The sequence below is a fragment of the Aliiroseovarius sp. ABM4_368 genome (genome assembly GCF_056161205.1).
The window spans coordinates 489514-507408 of sequence record NZ_JBSWYR010000003.1 but is presented as its reverse complement, the minus strand read 5'-3'; the positions used below and the strand labels follow the sequence as shown (position 1 = coordinate 507408).

Here is a 17895-nt window from a genome sequence, read left to right as displayed (position 1 = left end):
CACGCGAGGGAGCGCAGGTGTTCAATACTCTTTCCGGCCGATTTTTGATCCTGACGACGCTGTTTGTCATGCTGGCCGAGATTTTGATCTTCGTCCCCTCGGTCGCACGCTTTCGGGCGGATTATCTGCAAGACCGACTGGAGCGTGCGCAGATCGCGTCCTTGGCCCTTTTGGCTGATGACATGATCGCGCCAGAACTGGAAGCCGAGCTTCTGGAAAACGCCGAAGTCTATAACGTCGTTCTGCGCCGTGATGAATTGCGCGAGCTGATGTTGTCTTCAAACCCGCCGGGCGCTGTGACCCACGACTTTGACCTGCGGGATGCGTCCGCCATGACGTTGATCCGCGATGCAATGATGCGTCTGTTCAACCCAGAGCCCGAGGTGATCCGCGTCATCGGTGACCCCGTGCGCGAAGGCGGATTGGTGATCGAGGTCACCATGTGGACTGCCAAGCTGCGCGCCGCGATGATTGACTATGGGGTGAACATTCTGCTGTTGTCCGCCGTCATCTCGGTCATCACGGCGCTTTTGTTGTTCCTTGCGGTGCAGCGGCTGATCGTGCGGCCCATCAAGGGCGTCGTGGGCAATATGAAAGCCTATGCCGCCGACCCCGAGGATGCGCGGCGCATCATTGCCCCCGCGACCACTGTAACCGAGCTGCGCGAGGCCGAAGTGACCCTGCGCAGTCTGCAAACGGACCTAACGGGTGCCTTGAAGCAAAAGGAACGCTTGGCGCAGTTGGGTGGAGCAGTAGCGCGGATCAGCCATGATTTGCGCAACGTTCTGACCACCGCGCAGCTGTTTGCTGACCGGATGGAAAGCAGCGAAGATCCGATGGTGAAACGGGTGGTGCCGAAGCTGGTGAACTCGATCACCCGCGCGGTCAGCTTGTGTGAAAACACGTTGGCCTTTGGTAAGGCAGAAGAACCCGCGCCGACTATGAACCGCTTCAATCTGGCCGAGCTGACAGCGGATATTATCGAAAGCGAACGTCTTTCTGCGGGCGATCACGACTTGTCCTTTGCCGAGGATATTCCAGCCGGATTGAATTTGCGCGCCGATCCAGAGCAACTGTATCGCGTGCTCTCGAACCTTGTGCGCAACGCGCGGCAGGCGATTGTGGCATCGGGCAAACCGGGCGAGATTGCCTTGCAGGCCAGCGAGTCTGAGACCGATTGGCAAATCCGCGTGGTGGATACCGGGCCGGGCCTTCCAAAGTCTTCTCGGGAACACTTGTTCCAGCCCTTTGCAGGCACTAATCGCAAGGGCGGGTCCGGTCTGGGTATGGCGATTTCGGCCGAGCTGGTGCGCGGACATGGCGGCACGTTGGAGCTGGAGCGCACGGACGATACCGGGACCGCTTTTCTGATCACTTTGCCGCGCACTATTGCGGAGTAACCGTCGGCAAAGAAAGGGGGCGCACTTGGCGACCCCTTACCTGCCTTGCGTGAGGAAGAAAGCTTAGCTTTCTGGTGGCAGGATTACGCTGTCGATCACGTGGATCACGCCGTTTGACGCTTCGATATCAGCTGCGGTTACATTTGCGCCTTGAACAGTCACGCCCGACATGGTGCCAATCTTTACTTCAGCGCCTTGAACGGTGGCGGCCATCATTCCGTCCGACAAATCGCCGGACATCACTTTGCCGGGGACCACGTGGTAAGTCAGGATCGAGACAAGCTTGTCCTTGTTCTCGGGCGTCAAGAGCGTTTCGACAGTGCCTTCGGGCAGGGCTGCAAAGGCGTCATCTGTTGGGGCGAAAACGGTGAAGGGACCTTCGCCTTTAAGAGTGTCGACCAGACCCGCAGCTTGTACTGCTGCAACCAGTGTGGTGAAGCTGCCTGCTCCAACAGCGGTGTCGACGATGTCTTTGGAATGGCCGTCTGCGAAAGCAGGGGCGCTGAAGGCCGCAGCGGCGGTGAATGCGATGAAAGTACGGCGAAGCATGTTGATCTCCTTGTTGTTAGATACAAGAAGTACGGGGGGCTTTGGGCCTCGGATCACCGGTTTAGATGACGTTTCTGTGAGGCGTGCGTGAGGCTATAGATCCAGTGCAATCTCTCCATCCGGGTCTTTCGCACGGCTTTGGCATAGGATCATTGCACCTTCGCGCTGGGCGTTTGATAGAACGAAATCGCGGTGCTCGACCTCGCCTGATACAACGCCACATTTGCAAACGCCGCAGATCCCGTCCGAGCATTTGACGTCCACATGGAGCCCAGCCGCGTTCAGCGCATCTGCTGCCGTTTCTTCGGCCGAAACCGTGATCTGGCGACCGTCCTTCAGGCGCAGGGTGAAGGGGTGGTTTTCATAATCCGGCTGATCGGGCACATTGAAATATTCCAAGTGTCGCGCGTCCTCGGGGATGCCTTGACGTTCTGCTGCTTCCATCACCGACGACATGTAACGATCCGCGCCGCAGGCATAGACATGCGCGCCATTGGGGGCACCCGCCAGCACCGCGTCGAAGTCTGCGCGGGTGCCTTCGTCCGAGAAATGCAGATGCACGCGGTCCGCCCATGGCATCGCGGCCAAGTCGTCCAAATACCCTGCATCCGCACGACGGCTGGCGGAATAGTGCAAGGCGAAATCTGCACCAATTGCGTGCAGCCGATGGGCAAAGGCGATCATCGGCGTGACGCCAATACCGCCACCCATCAGGAAGGTCTTGGAAGAATCCTCGACCAGTTCGAAATGGTTTATGGGCTTTGCGACAAAGACCTTGCGACCCTCGGTGAAAATCCGGTGCATCAGGGCCGAGCCACCGCGCCCTTCGTCCTCGCGCAGCACCCCGATTTGATAGCGCATCCGATCTGACGGGTCGCCTGACAGCGAATACTGCCGCGGGAAATCGGGCGACACCAACACATCCAGATGCGCACCCGCTGTCCAAGCAGGTAACTCAGACCCATCAAGACTGCTGAGTTCGTATTTGGTGACGTCTGACGTCATCCGCTCGACTTTGGACAGTTGAAGTTGCAGGACGGGCGCGTCTTTGGGCACCGAATACGTGTGCAGCATGGATAGGTCGCCCTCGGACAGGCGGGCTTGGTACTCGGTCGCTGGGATCATCGCCTGATAGGCGGCAATCCCGGCCTCGCGATCCATCGGGAACGGATAGGGATACGGCGGCGGGGCTAAGGGGGCGGGATAAACCGCAAGGGTCTGATCTTCGTATTTCAGGTCCAAATCCCGCGATAAACCGCGCGTATTAACGGGTTCGTCAGTCGGGTGGTATCCGCCATCCTCGCCCAGCTTCAGATCCCACCACCATTTTTTGATCGGATTGATCTCGCCATTCCCGACGGCGTCGTCCAGTCGCGCCAGCACCGGAGCCGCGCCGGGCAGGTTCGAGGCCGCCCAGCGGAATGGTGTCTGCGCAAACAGCCCTTCAAGGTTCCACGGGCATGTCTTCATACAACGCCCGCACATCGCACCACCCGGTTGGGTCACGCGATAGGTGGTGCATTTCTGGCTGTCGGACTTCCAGATCTCGTAGCCGTTGAACATCAGCTTCGGTCCGGCGGTGATCGCCCCCGAAGGGCATTCCCGCGCGCATTTGTTGCAGGCTTCGCAGAACCGTTGCAGACCGAAATCAATCGGCTTGTCATGCGCCAAGGGCATGTCGGTTGTGACCACGCCCGATTTCAGCCGAGGTCCGAGATAGGGGTTCAGGATCACCTCGCCGATGCGGCTGACTTCGCCCAACCCAGCCAGCAACAGCAGCGGGGGTTGCAGCACCGTGCCGTCCATCACCGTATGCGCCTTCGCGGAATAGCCAAGATTGCGGATCTGCTGGGCGATGACGCCCCCAAGCAGGGAAAAGCGCAAGTAGGCGCGCATGGATTGGCTGACCGCGATCCAGTCGTCGCCGGATGCGCCCTCCATCGTTTCAAATCCCTGATCGACGATCATGGACAGCGCTTGGTCGTGGGGGGGGGTGATCTCTGCTCCGGTCGCGTCGTGGCTGTACCATGTCCAGTCGGGGCAGCGGCTGGTGCCTGCCGCGTCGATGCCAAGAAAATAGCTGGCGGCCTTTAGGGTTACGGCGTTTTCAGCTGGGTCCGAGGGGCGCGGACCATCAAGCGACGGTCCGTCTTGCAGCGGTGTAAACAGCCCAAGGGCGCGTCGCTGGGCATAGCTGGGCGCAGATTTACGGACGTAGAACCCTCCTGATGCGCTTTCCTGCAAAGGTTTGCCCATGTCTCCGAATTGCGCGCGGGCGAACATGTCGGCGCGTTTGGGGACGCGGGCAACGTTGGCTTCGTCAATATAAGTTGTGGGGGTGTCGACACGTTTCAACCGTTCGAACGGGTGTGGGCCCATTACATAGTCACGCTTGGCATAGGGATCGCCATTCAGCCCGGATTTGACGCTGTCTTTGCCCAGCCACCAGCGCAGGCCGGTTAGGTTGGGCTGGTCAGCTTTTGGGGCAAGGGGGCGGTCGGTGGTCAGTTCCATCGCGGTCGTGACGACGGCCAAACCGAACCTGTCCCCAAGCCACGGGGTCTTGATGCCGTCGGGCGTGGCCCATGTCAGCCCGGCCTGCACAGAAAGGCGTTCAAGAGAGACATCCGAAGATGTTCCCGTATGCGCCTTGGCGTCGAACCCAAGCAGACGCAGATAATTGGCGATAACCACGGCCGTTTCGGTCGACAGCAAGCAAGCCCGCTGATCCTGCGCGTCCATGATCCAGCTTGCGCCGGGTTCGTCCGGGCGAGGATCGCGGTGGTGTTCATACAGGAACACAATCGCATGGCTGTGGTCGGTGACGGCACGTTCACCAGCGGCGAGGCTATCCTTCAGCTCGGCCATCAAGACGTCGATCCCAGCGGCCAGCGTTTTGACCTCGCGGGTGGTCAGGTCTTCGACCAGCTCCGTGATGCCGGGGTTTGAAATGGGGACATCGCGCCGTGATCCGTCGTCAATCCGTGTGATGCCAACCATTGAGGCATCAAGGTAATAGCCAAACGCCTTTAGATGCCGCGCACGGTCCTGTGGATCGTCAGGAATTGTCGAAACGCTCGGGTTCACAAAGCCGTCGCGGATCGCGTCCATCGCGGCTTGAAACGGGGCCATCGCGTTCACAAGGCTTTCAGGATGGTCGGGGCGGTTGAACGGCACGGGCTGTTCAAGAGCGAGATGCTCAAGCCCCGAGGGCCTGTCCGCGCGGGCCAAACGTTCAAGTGGGTAAGGTCCAAGATCAACAGATCGATTGCGGGTCGAGAATATGCGCATGTCCGTCTTTCAATGGGCCAGCAGCCGGAGGATGCAATCCGGTCGTGTCAGAGGTTGTCGTCAGCTTAGCCGCAAGGGCTCAGCCTTGCGCATAGATGAACATGTCTGGACAGGCGGCGCTAGAAGAAATTGGATTCAATATCCGTTCCGGGCGCGAAAACGGCGAACCTCGCTGTCCGAGGGCGTTTGGCCCGTGAAAAGCTCGACATACAATGGTACGCGGTCGATGCGACCAATAGGATCTTCTTTGATCTCCATCGCGATATATCCAACCTGCGTATAAAGGATCGCCATCGTGCGGACCTCGGCGCTTTCGGGGGAATAGTCGAAGCGTTCAAACATGGCTTTGATCGCGGCTTTGCGCTGGGCGTCGGCGTCATCAAGCCGGGCTTTCAGCGCCGCATCATGATCGGCCCAATTGCGGATGGCCCGGTCCAATTGCGCGTCGAACAGATCGGTCTGAAACCAGCAATCCTGAAGGTTGAACATCGCCTCGCATATGGTTTCTGCATAAAGCGCACATTGGGCGACCAGATTGCCGGTATTCTTATCCTCCCACCGTTTGATCATCGCGTCCAGCAGTGCCTCGCGGTCGCGGAAGTGGTGGTAAAACCCGGTCCGCGTCAGGCCTAGGCGCTGCGCCAGCGGCATGATTTTCACCCCGTCCACACCAACCGTGACCAACAGCTCAAGCGCTGCATCAAGCCACATGCGTTCCGAGGCGCGAGGGCGCTGTATGTCGTTTTTAGTCATAAGCCCGCATCATAGGTGACTTGACATATGTGTCAAATCAGTCGTCACCTATGTCAAGTAAGCGACTCATGACCAAGGAGGATGTGATGGGCGAGCTAAGCACAGGACGGCGGCGCAGCCGTGGTAAGCGGCAGGCACGAGACGGCTCGCCCGGCCAAAACCCGCATCTGGAACGGCCCTATATCAAACGCGGCATTCCCACCTATGACATTCTGGGCGAAGAGGCGCTGAGCCAGATCGAGGCCACCGCCGACCGTATTATGGCCGAGATCGGCATCGAGTTTCGTGATGATCCTGAGACCGTCGAAATGTTCCGCAAAGCAGGCGGCGAGGTCACGCAGCTGGACGGCACTCGCTGGAACATCAAGTTCGCGCCGGGCATGATCCGCGAGATCCTGAAGGCCGCTCCCAGTGTTTTTACCCAGCACGCCCGCAACCCGGATAATAATGTCCAGATCGGAGGGGAAAACGTGGTCTTTGCGCCATCCTATGGCAGCCCCTTTGTCATGGATCTGGATAAAGGCCGCCGCTATGGCACGCTTGAGGATTTCCAGAATTTCGTGAAGCTGGGACAGTCCAGCCCGTGGCTGCACCATTCTGGCGGGACGGTGTGCGAACCCACAGACGTCCCGGTGAATAAGCGCCATCTGGATATGGTCTATGCCCATATGCGCTATTCCGACCGCCCGTTCCTTGGCTCGATCACCGCGTCCGAGCGCGCCGCCGATAGTGTCGAGATGTGCCGCGTGCTGTTCGGAGCGGAGTTCGTCGATCAGAACTGCGTCATCATGGGCAATTTCAACACCACCAGCCCCTTGGTGCTGGACGGCGTTACCACGCAGGGCATTCGCGAATATGCCCGCGCGGGGCAGGGCTCCATTCATTTGCCGTTCCTTCTGGGCGGCGCAGTGTCGCCCCTGACAATGGCCGGGTCCATCGCGCAATGTCTGGCGGAAAGCATGGTGTCATGTGCCGTTGCACAATTGGAACGCCCCGGCGCTCCTGTGGTGTTGGCAAGTTTCCTAAGCTCTATGTCTCTGCGCTCGGGCTCGCCTACTTTTGGGACGGCCGAGCCCGCGGTGGGCAGTCTGGTCTATGGCCAACTCGCGCGCCGGCTGAACCTGCCATTGCGCTGTGCGGGCAACTTCTCGACCTCGAAACTGCCGGATGCGCAGGCGATGCAGCAGGCGATGATGTCGATGATGTCTGCGGTGCAGTGCGGGGCGAATTTCCTGCTGCACTCGGCGGGGTTCTTGGATGGGCTTTTGTCCATGTCCTATGAGAAATTCATGCTAGATCTGGACCTGTGTGGCGCGCTGCATTCCTATTACGACGGGGTTGTAGTGAACGAGGACACGATGGGCTTTGACGCCTTGGCTGAACAAGGGCCGGGCGAGCATCTGTTTTCGACCGCGCACACGATGCGGCACTACAAAACGGCCTATTACGACAGCGCACTGGACGACAATCAACCGTGGGAGACATGGGACGAACAGGGCGAGATTGACATGGCGACCCGTGCGAACCAGCGCTGGAAGGCGCAGCTTGCCGCCTATGAAGCACCAGGGATGGATCTAAGCGTCGATGAAGCGCTGAAGGATTTCGTGGCGCGTAAAAAGGCGTCGATGGAGGATGCTTGGTACTGAGGGCAGAGGGGGCATTGTCCCCGCGTCTTCGACGCTCCCCCAAGGTATTTAAGACAAGAAAATGAGGGTGCAGTTGCCCTAAGCCGAGAAGGATGGATGATGTCAAGCGATCCACTTTTGCAGCCGTATCAATTGGGGCATCTGACCCTAAGAAACCGGATCATGACCACAAGTCACGAGCCCGCCTACCCCGAGGATGGGATGCCGAAAGAGCGCTATGCGGCCTATCACGCCGAGCGCGCCAAGGCGGGTATCGCGATGGCGATGACGGCAGGATCGGCTGCAGTGTCGAAAGACAGCCCGCCGGTTTTTAACAACATCCTTGCCTATAAGGACGAGGTTGTTCCGTGGATTCGACAGCTGACGGATGCGGTGCACGAACATGGTGCGGCCTGCATGATCCAGCTGACCCATTTGGGGCGACGCACGGGGTGGAACAAAGGCGACTGGTTGCCGCCGGTGTGCTCGACCCCGCACCGCGAACCCGCCCACCGTGCCTTCCCGAAAATGGCCGAGGATTGGGATATCTCGCGGATTATCTCGGACTTTGCGGACGCGGCCGAACGGATGAAAGAGGGTGGCATGGACGGGGTCGAGGTAATGACCCACGGGCACCTGTTGGATCAGTTCATTTCGCCCCTGACCAACCGGTTGGACGGCCCCTATGGTGGCGATCTGGCCGGGCGGATGAAGCTGACGATGGATATTATCGAGGCTGTGCGCGCACGCGTGGGGCGCGAGTTTATCGTGGGTGTACGCTTTGCCCCGGACGAGGTTGAGACGGGCGGCATTGATCCAGAAATGGGGTTAGAGATCGCTCGGATGCTGCGTGATTGCAGCCAGGTGGATTACTTGAATATCAACCGGGGCCGCATTCATACGGATCCCGCGATGACGGACATGATCCCCATTCAGGGCGCACCGGCCTCGCCGCACTTGGATTTTGCCGGGCGGGTCCGCAAAGAGATCGGGATGCCCACGTTCCATGCGGCCCGTATTCCAGACGTGGCGACGGCGCGCCACGCGGTGGCCTCGGGTCAGCTGGATATGGTTGGCATGACGCGGGCGCATATGGCCGATCCACATATCGTGAAGAAGATTATCGAAGGCCGTGAAGAAGACATTCGCCCATGCGTCGGTGCCACATATTGTCTGGACCGGATCTATCAGGCGGGTGATGCGCTGTGTGTTCACAACGCGGCCACCGGGCGCGAACTGACCATGCCGCACGAAATCAGCCCGGCAGAGAGCCCGCGCAAGGTCGTCATCGTGGGCGCTGGACCGGGGGGGCTGGAAGCGGCACGTGTGGCGGCTGAGCGCGGCCATGACGTGACAGTCTTTGAGGCGCAACCAGACCCCGGTGGACAAGTTCGCCTGACGGCACAAACCCCACGTCGGCGCGAGATGATTGGCATCATCGATTGGCGCATGGCGCAATGCGCGGCGCGTGATGTGACGTTTCATTTCAACACATGGGCTGAGGCGGACGACGTTACTGCCCTGAACCCGGATGTGGTGATCATCGCCACAGGTGGGATGCCGAACCTTGAGCTCTTTGAGACCAAGGGCGAGCAAGATCTGGCCGTCAGCGCCTGGGACGTGATTGCGGGCGATGTAAAGTGCGCGGGTGACGTGCTAATCTATGACGAAAGCGGCGACCACCCGGCGTTGCAGGCGGCCGAGATCGCGGCAGAGGCTGGCGCAAGTGTCGAAGTGATGACGCCCGATCGCGTTTTCGCCCCAGACATCATGGCCATGAACCTGGTGCCCTATATGCGGTCACTTCAACCCAAGGGCGTGCGGTTCACTGTGACCGAACGCCTGAAAGATATCGCGCGCGACGGTAATCGACTGACGGTCACGCTGGGCACGGATTACTCGGACTTCACCCGTCAGGCGACATACGACCAAGTGGTGGTGAACTATGGTACCATGCCGATGGATGATCTGTATTTCGATCTGAAAGAGCACTCATCGAACCGGGGCGAGGTCGATCACGACGCGCTGATCGAAGGGCAGCCGCAAACCATCCGCACCAATCCCGAGGGGCAGTTCCAACTGTTTCGCATCGGAGACGCCGTGACGGCACGCAATACACATGCCGCAATTTATGACGCGCTTCGGTTGGTGAAAGACTTGTAGGATTAAGCCTGCTGCGTGCGTTCGATATACGCGCGCAGCTCTTCCGCTTCGTGGCGGGCGTCGCGCAGGCCGTCCATGGCGGCGCGCAACTCGGCTTCGGTCTGGTGCAGCTGGTTGGCCATTTCAGCCTCGCGCGATTGCAGATAGGTGATTGCCTCGTCGCGGGTTTCTTCTGCGTCGTGAAGCGCTTGCGCCATCTTGTCTAGCTCACTCATTTCGCTGCCTTGTACCTGCACAAAGCGGTGGATCAACCAGTGGGCAAACCAGCCAAGCACGAAGGCCACAAAAAGAATAATGGCGGTGACGATGATAAACTCGGTTCTGTTCATCGGGGTGGTCCTTCGGTGTCTATCAGCGTTCCGGGCGCGGGGCAGGGCGCTTGTCGGTATCTTGGGGGGTCAAAATCTCGGGGCCACTATAGGGAAGCGGATCCGGTTCTTCACTTGATTCGGTGGAAGCGGCGGTAGGCGCGTCCTCGGCAGGGGTGACTGCGTCGGGGGGTGCTGCGTCGGTCTCGTCCTCGGCATCTTCGGGTTCTGCGGGTGCTTCAGGTGTTTCGGCGGCATCCGCCTCGGTTCCTGCATCGGGCGCATCTGTTGTGGTATCTGCCGCATCCTCGGTTGGCGTTCCTTCTGCTTCTTCGGCAGTCTCGTCGGGAACGGCGGCCCCATCGTCATCCTGCGTCACGCCATTCAGCAGGCGGAACTCGATCCGGCGGTTGGCTTCACGGCCCTCGTCGGTACCGTTATCGGCAATTGGGTTTTCTTCGCCATACCCTACCGCTGACAAGTTCGAGGTCAGGATCCGGCGCGACAGAAGTGCGGACAGAACGGCCTGTGCGCGGTTTTGCGACAGGGCAAGATTCATTTCCTCGCGGCCTTGGCTGTCGGTGAAGCCAGCGATCTCCATCCGCACGTCCGAACATTGGCGCATGATCTCGGCGATTTTGTCGATGGTATCTGCGGCAGAGGCTTCGATATTGGCCGAGCCCGGCGCGAAAGTGATTTTCTTTTCGGCCAAAACTGCGTTGATGTCTGCGGCACATTGTTCTGGGCTGGGCAGGTTTAGGGTCGGGTTCAAGCGTTCTTCATAGGTGACGTTGACCTGAAAGTTTTCGGACTCGCCCAGTTTGTCGCCCAACAGGCGCGAAATCTCGGCACTGGCTTCCGGGTCGCCGGTGTTGCCGCGAATGTCCACGATGTCAGGCTGCACCACGATCACGCCATTTGCGACCAGCGACAGAGCCTCGAGCGCGGCCAGAACGCGGGTGGGCCAGTCTCCGGGCAGATCAGGGTCAAGACGCGTGGCCGGATAGACCGATTGCGAGCCGAACTTGGCGCGCGCGAAGCTTTCCGCAGCGCTGCGCAGGGCTTCGTCCGACAGGCGGCCACGCAGTTGCACCTGACCTTCGGGGCTAAGTGTCGCGACAAATTCGGGTGTGGCGTTGCCTTCGCCGGTGCCGTCGATTTTGACAGGTTCAGGCAGGGTAGAATGCAGCGAATAGAGGTCGGGCAAGTTGCTTTCCAGCTCGCCCACCACGCGGTCGAAGGTGGCTTGCGGGGTGGTGTCTTGGGCGATCAATGTGACGTCTGCATCCGAGAACGTGACCGATCCACCGCCAAGAGCTGCAACGGCGTTGATGCCCATCACGGCGGCCTCGGCCCAATCGGGGGACGGAACGCCCAAACCAATGATGCAGTTTGCCACGCCCTCAAGCCCAGCCTCGGTCGCAGCCGAGATAATGCGGGCGCGTCCGATGGTGTCATGGGCGGAACATGCGTCAAACCGCGCGCCGCTGTCATCAATCTTGAAGCGCAGGGTGAAGGGGGTAATCACCGGGCGCGGGGCGGAAATGTCAATGGACAGAAGGATCGAGCGCGGCGCCTTGCGTTTCAGGCTGCGCGCCCATTCTTGCTGCTCTTCAGCGCTGTCAGCTACTGCGGTGATCGCCACCTTGTCCGCATCCATCGAGATCTTCGAGCGCGGAAGCTGCGCGAGCGCATAAAGCGCGAAGTCCAGTGTGCTATCCCAGTTGGCGGGAACCGGATAGTCCGCGACCTCGAGCAGGTCGGTCACATGGGTGTTGCCCGCAATGTCGCCCACTTCTTCGATCAAACTGTCGCGGTCGGACTCGGCCGGGATCAAGCCGATCATCGAGATGCCGGCGTTGTTGCGCAGCACCTCAATCGAAAAGCGCGGCGGCTGGACGGCCTCGGCGGCGGGGATGGTCATGTTGTCAATGACACGGGCGGCGTCGACCTCGGTTCCCGCAATAGAAAGCGCGCGAAACCGCACGGCTTCACTGGGCGCTGCTCCGGACAGGACAACTTGCAATCCGTCGGATTGAACCTCGACCCATTCGTGCCCACGCAGGGTCAGCGCATCATGCACCGCGTCTTCCGAGCTGCTTTCGATGACATTGACCGAAAGGATGGCCGCAAATAGGGCCAGAAAAGCGCCGACCACAAGCGAGGCCGGGACCAGAAGAATTTGCGATGGGCGCATACGAAATTGGTTCCGTTATCTCTTTGGTTTCATGCTTATTATGAGGTCACGGGACGGGGTGCAATCAAACGATTTGGCTGGCGGCAAGAAACAGCACAAAAATAAGCCCCGCGTCGCGGTTGGAACGAAACAGCATCAGGCAGTTTTCAGGGCTGTCCGTGTCGAGTTTTCGCATCTGCCACGCAAGGTGCCAGCCCATGAACCAAGCGCCACCCAATGCAATGACCAGTGACAGCACATTCGCGCCGGGAATAAGCGCTAGAATGACTGCCAACGCTGCCAGTGCGACTGTCGCAAGCAGAAACATTCGAAGCCATTTTCGGCTGTTGTCTCCAAACAGCCGGGCGGTGGATTTTACCCCGATCAGCGCATCGTCTTCCGTGTCCTGATAGGCATAGATCGTGTCGTAAAACAGGGTCCAAGCAATCCCGGCGACATAAAGCGCGATGGGGGCCGCGCCAAGCGACCCGGTATGCGCAACCCACCCGACCAATGCGCCCCAGTTGAAGGCGATGCCAAGGAAGACCTGCGGCCACCATGTAAAGCGTTTGGCGAAAGGATAAACCGCGACCGGGGCCAGCGACAGAACGCCCAGAAGGATCGTAGCCCAGTTGAAGGTCAACAGGATGCCAAAGGAAATCAGCGCCTGTAGGCCCATCCAGATCGCAGCCTGTTTGGAGGTCACCTGACCCGATGGGATCGGGCGGCTTTTGGTGCGCTCGACTTGCGCATCGATGTCACGGTCGGTGATGTCGTTCCACGTGCAGCCCGCCCCGCGCATCAGGAATGATCCGATGGCGCAACCCAGCATGATCCAGGCATCATACCAGCCAAAGCGCCCTGTGCTGGCGGTGGCCAGAAGCAGCCCCCACCAGCAGGGGATCAACAGAAGCCATGTTCCAATGGGCCGGTCTGCGCGGCTGAGGCGCAGATAAGGCCGCGACCACGCCGGTGCACGGTGATCCACCCAATTGCCCCTATAGGCATCAGAAACCTGCCCCTTAGGGTCTGGCAAATCGGCGTTGGGGGTCATAGGTTTCCCTCATGAAACAGGCAAAAGTCAGGCTCTATGTAGATCACCCCTTGGGTCAGGGGCAAACCGTTTCGCTGGATCGCGATCAGGCGCACTATCTTTTTGGGGTGATGCGGCTGGGCGAAGGCGATGTTGTTGCCCTGTTTAACGGGCGCGAGGGCGAGTTTCCCGCCCGCGTGATCGAGGCGGGCAAACGCCGGGGCGTGTTGGAGTGCCTTGAGCAATCCCGCTCTTTGCACATGCCGCCCGACCTGTGGCTGTGCTTTGCCCCAATCAAGAAGGCGCGGACTGATTTTATTGTCGAGAAAGCTGCCGAAATGGGCGCCGCCCTGATCCAGCCCATGTCGACCGAGTTCACCAACTCAGAACGCATCCGTCGCGACCGTCTGCAAGCCCATGCCATCGAAGCCGCCGAACAATGCGGCGGCACCTATGTGCCCGAGGTCGTGGACCTGATGCGCATGGACAAGCTGCTGGACGCTTGGCCCGATGATCGTCAAATCATGTTCTGTGACGAGGCTTTGGTGGGTGCAGCTGAAACCCTTTCCGCCGCCAGCGGCCACCGCTGGGCCATCTTCATCGGCCCTGAAGGTGGGTTTTCAGATCGCGAACGCGCGCGGCTGCACGCCATGGAGAACGCCCACCCCGTCAGCCTCGGTCCCCGCATCCTGCGCGCCGACACCGCAGCTGTCGCTGCCATGACCATGTGGCAGCAAGTGCTGGGGGATTGGGGATGATACGTCCCGAGCTTCAACTGGAGCTTACCCGCTATCGCGAGGCGCTGATCGGGGCTGTCGTCATCCTTCTCGGCCTTTGGTGGGCTTGGGGGTCTCTTGGGTGGATTAAATGGATGGGGCTTGCGCTGGCATTCATGGGTGCGTTGGTCCTGATGTCGGGATTGCGCCGCGCGCGCATTTACTCGGCCCATGGGGGCGTGGGTGTGGTGCAGATTGATGAACGCCAAGTGACCTATCTGGCACCCATTGGCGGCGGCTTTGCCTCGCTTGACGATGTGGTGCGGATCGAGATCGGGCGCGATCTGGCGGGCCTTCCCGTATGGCGGTTTCAGCAATTGGGTGCTGTTCTGACCATCCCCGCCCGCGCCGAAGGGGCCGAAGCGATCTTTGACGCTCTAACCGCGCTGTCCGGCGCCAATATCGATGCCGCGATCCGGGCGGTGAACGCCCCACCCAATGACACTGTCGTGATATGGTCGCGCGCCGTCGCAAAGCTGCATTGACACTGGCCGCCGCTTGCCCCACGACTGAAGCCCCTTAAGGGCGTTTTCTATAGGAGCCGAACATGTCCATTCCTCAGTCCGGTGGTGGTCCGATCACCCATCACGATCAGCTGGCGCAGTTTCTGGAAAGTGGCTGCAAACCGCGCGAGACATGGAAGATCGGCACCGAGCACGAGAAGTTCGGCTATTGCAAAGACACACTGAAGCCGTTGCCCTATGACGGGCCGCGCTCGATCCTGAAGATGCTGGAAGGGCTGCGTGATCGGTACAATTGGACCGAGGTGCGTGAAGCGGGCAACCTGATCGGGTTGGAACGCGAGGGCGCGAATATCTCTCTGGAACCCGGTGGGCAGTTCGAACTGTCGGGCGCGCCCTTGGACAACATCCACCAAACCTGTGACGAGGTGAACGAACACCTGCGGGAGGTGCAGGACATCGCGGACGAGATGGGCGCGAGGTTCATTGGTCTGGGTGCCGCCCCTGAGTGGACGCATGACCAAATGCCGGTGATGCCCAAGGGGCGTTACAAGCTGATGACCGATTATATGGACAAGGTCGGCACGCACGGAAAACAGATGATGTACCGGACCTGCACGGTGCAGGTGAACCTCGACTTCGCGGACGAGGCCGACATGGTTCAGAAGTTCCGTGTGGCACTGGCGTTGCAGCCGGTGGCGACCGCGTTGTTTGCAAATTCGCCCTTCTTCGAAGGCAAGCCCAACGGTCACAAAAGCTGGCGCTCGCGCATCTGGCGGGATTTGGACGGCGCACGCACCGGCATGCTGCCCTTTGTGTTCGAAGATGGCATGGGGTTCGAGCGTTACGTACAATACGCGCTCGATGTACCAATGTATTTCGTCTATCGCGACGGGCAATATATCGACGCGCTGGGTCAGTCTTTCCGCGACTTCATGCAGGGTAAATTGCCCGCGCTGCCGGGCGAGACCCCTACGCTGAGCGACTGGGCCGACCACCTGACCACGATCTTCCCCGAAGCGCGGATCAAGCAATATATGGAAATGCGCGGCGCTGATGGCGGCCCGTGGCGTCGCCTTTGCGCGTTGCCTGCACTCTGGGTCGGGTTGATGTACGACCAGACAAGCCTCGATGCCGCGTGGGATCTGGCAAAAGGCTGGGACGCGGAAACCCGCGAGGCACTGCGCGTTGCGGCATCGGTCGAAGGGTTGCAGGCCGAGGTAAACGGCATTCGCATGATCGACCTTGCGCGCGATGTGGTGAAGATCGCCGAAACTGGCCTGAAAGCCCGCGCCCGCGTCGGCAGCGGCGGTATGGTGCCCGACGAAACCCATTTCCTGAACGCACTGCAAGAAAGCGTCGAAGAAGGCCGTTCGCCGGCGTGTGAATTGCTGGGCAAGTATCAAGGCGAATGGGACGGGGATCTGTCGCGGATCTATGACGAGTATAGTTACTAGGCGCGATATCCGAAGGCGGTGAAGGCATCGCAACGGAAGCCATTGTGTCGGCAAACAGATTTCGGATCCGGCGGGGTGTGTCTGACGGATTGCGATGAATTACCGTTTGCTGTTTTGGGTTCAGTCGTGACAAGGCTCACATCAGATGTTAGCGATACCTTCCAGACCGACCGGGAGGCCAGCATGACACATATTCTTGCCATTGATCAGGGCACTACATCATCTCGCGCGATCTTGTTTGATGGGGATATGTGCCCCTCGCGTACTGCGCAGAAGGAATTTACGCAGCACTTCCCGGCCTCGGGTTGGGTCGAGCATGACCCGGAGGAAATTTGGGAAACTGTCTGCGCCACCTGCCTTGAGGTCGCCGAAGGGCAGGACATCGCAGCCATCGGCATCACCAACCAACGCGAGACCACATTGGTCTGGGATCGGACGACGGGGGCACCTGTTTATAACGCGATCGTCTGGCAGGACCGCCGGACTGCACAGACTTGTACCGAGCTGAAAAGCGCTGGGCATGAGGCGTTGGTGACGGAACGCACGGGCCTGTTGCTGGACCCGTATTTCTCGGCCACGAAACTGGCGTGGGTCTTGGATAATGTGGACGGCGCACGAGCGAAAGCCGATGCCGGAGAGCTGGCCTTTGGCACCGTGGATACCTTCCTGATCTGGCGGTTGACGGATGGCGCGTCGCATGTGACTGACGCGACCAACGCTGCACGCACGATGTTGTATAACATCAAGCGGGGGGAATGGGACGCGGATATTTGCGCGTTTTTGAACATCCCGATGAGCATGTTGCCCGAGGTGCGCGATTGTGCGTCCGAGTTCGGTGTAACAGATCTGTTGGGTGCGCCGGTCCCTATATTGGGCGTGGCGGGGGATCAACAGGCGGCCACCATCGGGCAGGCGTGTTTCCAGCCGGGGATGCTGAAATCTACCTATGGCACGGGCTGTTTTGCGCTCTTGAACACAGGCGACGCACCGGTGGCGTCGAAAAACCGTCTGCTGACGACGATTGCGTATCAACTGGATGGCAAGCCGACCTATGCACTGGAAGGCTCGATCTTTATCGCGGGCGCGGCGGTCCAATGGCTGCGCGACGGGCTGGGCATCATCGACAACGCGGCCGAGACGACAGCATTGGCGGATGCTGCCGACCCCGAGCAAGAGGTGATCTTGGTCCCGGCCTTCACAGGCATGGGCGCGCCTTATTGGGATGCCGAGTGTCGGGGGGCGGTGTTCGGCCTGACACGCGGATCCGGCCCGAAAGAATTCGCCCGTGCCGCGCTTGAAGCCGTGGGCTTTCAGACCCGCGATCTGCTTGAGGCCATGCAGGCCGATATGGGCAATACGGGCGACACCGTGCTGCGCGTTGATGGTGGCATGGCCGCGTCCGACTGGGCGATGCAATTTCTGGCCGATATCAACGGGGCGGCTGTGGACCGTCCGACCGTTCTGGAAACCACCGCGCTGGGGGCGGCGTGGTTGGCGGGCATGAAGGCTGGGATATATCCCGACCAAGTCGGCTTTGCCGAGACTTGGGCGCTGGAACGCAGTTTTGCGCCGCAGATGGCTGATGCCACGCGCACCCGCCGCTATGCGGGTTGGAAAGACGCCGTGTCGCGGACCCTTAGTCGCCCTTGACCTCAGAACGGTAAATCCCTTCGGGCAGGTTCAGCGCGGCCGTCAGGTCGCGTAACTGCGCTGGCGACAGCGTGATCTTATGTACCTGATCGGTGCGTGGATCCCATTGCTCCAACGTCACGCAGCCAGCAAAAGCGTTGATGATCACATCCTCGTTCAGATGAGGGGCGTCGGTATTTTCCCCCTCGTCCACAAGGGTGACGACGGTCGAGTCAAATTCGTGTTCGATGGTAAACATGTCTTAAGTTTATCC

Annotated in this window: 14 protein-coding genes; 7 read left to right on the top strand and 7 right to left on the bottom strand. The window is 60.0% G+C overall.

From position 1 onward, the window contains the following. The first annotated feature begins 17 nt into the window (after positions 1-17). The gene (locus ACXAH3_RS11820) at positions 18-1400 is read left to right on the top strand and encodes a sensor histidine kinase (protein ID WP_474862282.1); all 1383 of its coding nucleotides are present in this window, start codon (positions 18-20) and stop codon (positions 1398-1400) included. Positions 1401-1463: 63 nt separating this feature from the next. Here the strand turns inward: ACXAH3_RS11820 and ACXAH3_RS11815 are convergent, their stop codons facing one another. The 3 genes from ACXAH3_RS11815 to ACXAH3_RS11805 form a co-directional block, all read right to left on the bottom strand. Continuing rightward, complete coding sequence (locus ACXAH3_RS11815; protein ID WP_474862281.1) at positions 1464-1949, bottom strand: fasciclin domain-containing protein; 486 nt, start codon at positions 1947-1949, stop codon at positions 1464-1466. Positions 1950-2042: 93 nt separating this feature from the next. Further along, positions 2043-5240, bottom strand: a complete 3198-nt coding sequence (locus ACXAH3_RS11810) for a 2Fe-2S iron-sulfur cluster-binding protein (protein ID WP_474862280.1) — start codon at positions 5238-5240, stop codon at positions 2043-2045. A 135-nt stretch (positions 5241-5375) separates the two neighbouring features. After that, on the bottom strand, positions 5376-5993 hold the full coding sequence (locus tag ACXAH3_RS11805) for a TetR/AcrR family transcriptional regulator (RefSeq protein ID WP_474862279.1): 618 nt from the start codon (positions 5991-5993) through the stop codon (positions 5376-5378). A gap of 68 nt (positions 5994-6061) precedes the next feature. On the opposite strand from ACXAH3_RS11805, the gene ACXAH3_RS11800 reads away from it, so the two are divergent. Then, positions 6062-7639 carry a trimethylamine methyltransferase family protein gene (locus tag ACXAH3_RS11800; protein ID WP_474862278.1) on the top strand — a complete coding sequence of 526 codons (1578 nt, stop codon included), beginning with the start codon at positions 6062-6064 and terminating at the stop codon, positions 7637-7639. A gap of 99 nt (positions 7640-7738) precedes the next feature. Further along, on the top strand, positions 7739-9781 hold the full coding sequence (locus ACXAH3_RS11795; protein ID WP_474862277.1) for an oxidoreductase: 2043 nt from the start codon (positions 7739-7741) through the stop codon (positions 9779-9781). Between the two features lie 2 nt (positions 9782-9783). Here ACXAH3_RS11795 and ACXAH3_RS11790 read toward each other — a convergent pair whose 3' ends face one another. From ACXAH3_RS11790 to ubiA, 3 genes are all read right to left on the bottom strand, one after another. After that, the gene (locus tag ACXAH3_RS11790; RefSeq protein WP_474862276.1) at positions 9784-10110 is read right to left on the bottom strand and encodes a hypothetical protein; all 327 of its coding nucleotides are present in this window, start codon (positions 10108-10110) and stop codon (positions 9784-9786) included. Positions 10111-10132: 22 nt separating this feature from the next. After that, complete coding sequence (locus tag ACXAH3_RS11785) at positions 10133-12286, bottom strand: OmpA family protein (protein WP_474862274.1); 2154 nt, start codon at positions 12284-12286, stop codon at positions 10133-10135. A 64-nt stretch (positions 12287-12350) separates the two neighbouring features. After that, positions 12351-13319 carry a 4-hydroxybenzoate octaprenyltransferase gene (gene ubiA, locus ACXAH3_RS11780; protein WP_474862273.1) on the bottom strand — a complete coding sequence of 323 codons (969 nt, stop codon included), beginning with the start codon at positions 13317-13319 and terminating at the stop codon, positions 12351-12353. 11 nt (positions 13320-13330) lie between these two features. On the opposite strand from ubiA, the gene ACXAH3_RS11775 reads away from it, so the two are divergent. The 4 genes from ACXAH3_RS11775 to glpK all read left to right on the top strand — a co-directional run bounded on the left by ACXAH3_RS11775 (position 13331) and on the right by glpK (position 17642). Then, positions 13331-14056, top strand: coding sequence for a 16S rRNA (uracil(1498)-N(3))-methyltransferase (locus ACXAH3_RS11775; protein ID WP_474862272.1), 726 nt, complete (start codon positions 13331-13333; stop codon positions 14054-14056). Further along, positions 14053-14559, top strand: a complete 507-nt coding sequence (locus tag ACXAH3_RS11770; RefSeq protein WP_474862271.1) for a hypothetical protein — start codon at positions 14053-14055, stop codon at positions 14557-14559. Before ACXAH3_RS11775 ends, ACXAH3_RS11770 begins: the two co-directional genes overlap by 4 nt. 62 nt (positions 14560-14621) lie before the next feature. Further along, positions 14622-15992, top strand: coding sequence for a glutamate--cysteine ligase (locus ACXAH3_RS11765; protein WP_474862270.1), 1371 nt, complete (start codon positions 14622-14624; stop codon positions 15990-15992). 183 nt (positions 15993-16175) lie between these two features. Further along, the gene (gene glpK / locus ACXAH3_RS11760) at positions 16176-17642 is read left to right on the top strand and encodes a glycerol kinase GlpK (RefSeq protein WP_474862269.1); all 1467 of its coding nucleotides are present in this window, start codon (positions 16176-16178) and stop codon (positions 17640-17642) included. On the opposite strand, the gene ACXAH3_RS11755 is transcribed toward glpK, so the two are convergent. After that, positions 17629-17880, bottom strand: coding sequence for a hypothetical protein (locus ACXAH3_RS11755; RefSeq protein ID WP_474862268.1), 252 nt, complete (start codon positions 17878-17880; stop codon positions 17629-17631). The two genes, glpK and ACXAH3_RS11755, sit on opposite strands and share 14 nt — an antisense overlap. Positions 17881-17895 lie beyond the last annotated feature (15 nt).

Bases quoted from the DNA above. Each gene is read 5' to 3' on its own strand.
- ACXAH3_RS11815 (WP_474862281.1), bottom strand. From the start codon at position 1,949: ATGCTTCGCCGTACTTTCATCGCATTCACCGCCGCTGCGGCCTTCAGC.
- ACXAH3_RS11810 (WP_474862280.1), bottom strand. From the start codon at position 5,240: ATGCGCATATTCTCGACCCGCAATCGATCTGTTGATCTTGGACCTTAC.
- ACXAH3_RS11805 (WP_474862279.1), bottom strand. From the start codon at position 5,993: ATGACTAAAAACGACATACAGCGCCCTCGCGCCTCGGAACGCATGTGG.
- ACXAH3_RS11800 (WP_474862278.1), top strand. From the start codon at position 6,062: ATGACCAAGGAGGATGTGATGGGCGAGCTAAGCACAGGACGGCGGCGC.
- ACXAH3_RS11795 (WP_474862277.1), top strand. From the start codon at position 7,739: ATGTCAAGCGATCCACTTTTGCAGCCGTATCAATTGGGGCATCTGACC.
- ACXAH3_RS11790 (WP_474862276.1), bottom strand. From the start codon at position 10,110: ATGAACAGAACCGAGTTTATCATCGTCACCGCCATTATTCTTTTTGTG.
- ACXAH3_RS11785 (WP_474862274.1), bottom strand. From the start codon at position 12,286: ATGCGCCCATCGCAAATTCTTCTGGTCCCGGCCTCGCTTGTGGTCGGC.
- ubiA (WP_474862273.1), bottom strand. From the start codon at position 13,319: ATGACCCCCAACGCCGATTTGCCAGACCCTAAGGGGCAGGTTTCTGAT.
- ACXAH3_RS11775 (WP_474862272.1), top strand. From the start codon at position 13,331: ATGAAACAGGCAAAAGTCAGGCTCTATGTAGATCACCCCTTGGGTCAG.
- ACXAH3_RS11770 (WP_474862271.1), top strand. From the start codon at position 14,053: ATGATACGTCCCGAGCTTCAACTGGAGCTTACCCGCTATCGCGAGGCG.
- ACXAH3_RS11765 (WP_474862270.1), top strand. From the start codon at position 14,622: ATGTCCATTCCTCAGTCCGGTGGTGGTCCGATCACCCATCACGATCAG.
- glpK (WP_474862269.1), top strand. From the start codon at position 16,176: ATGACACATATTCTTGCCATTGATCAGGGCACTACATCATCTCGCGCG.
- ACXAH3_RS11755 (WP_474862268.1), bottom strand. From the start codon at position 17,880: ATGTTTACCATCGAACACGAATTTGACTCGACCGTCGTCACCCTTGTG.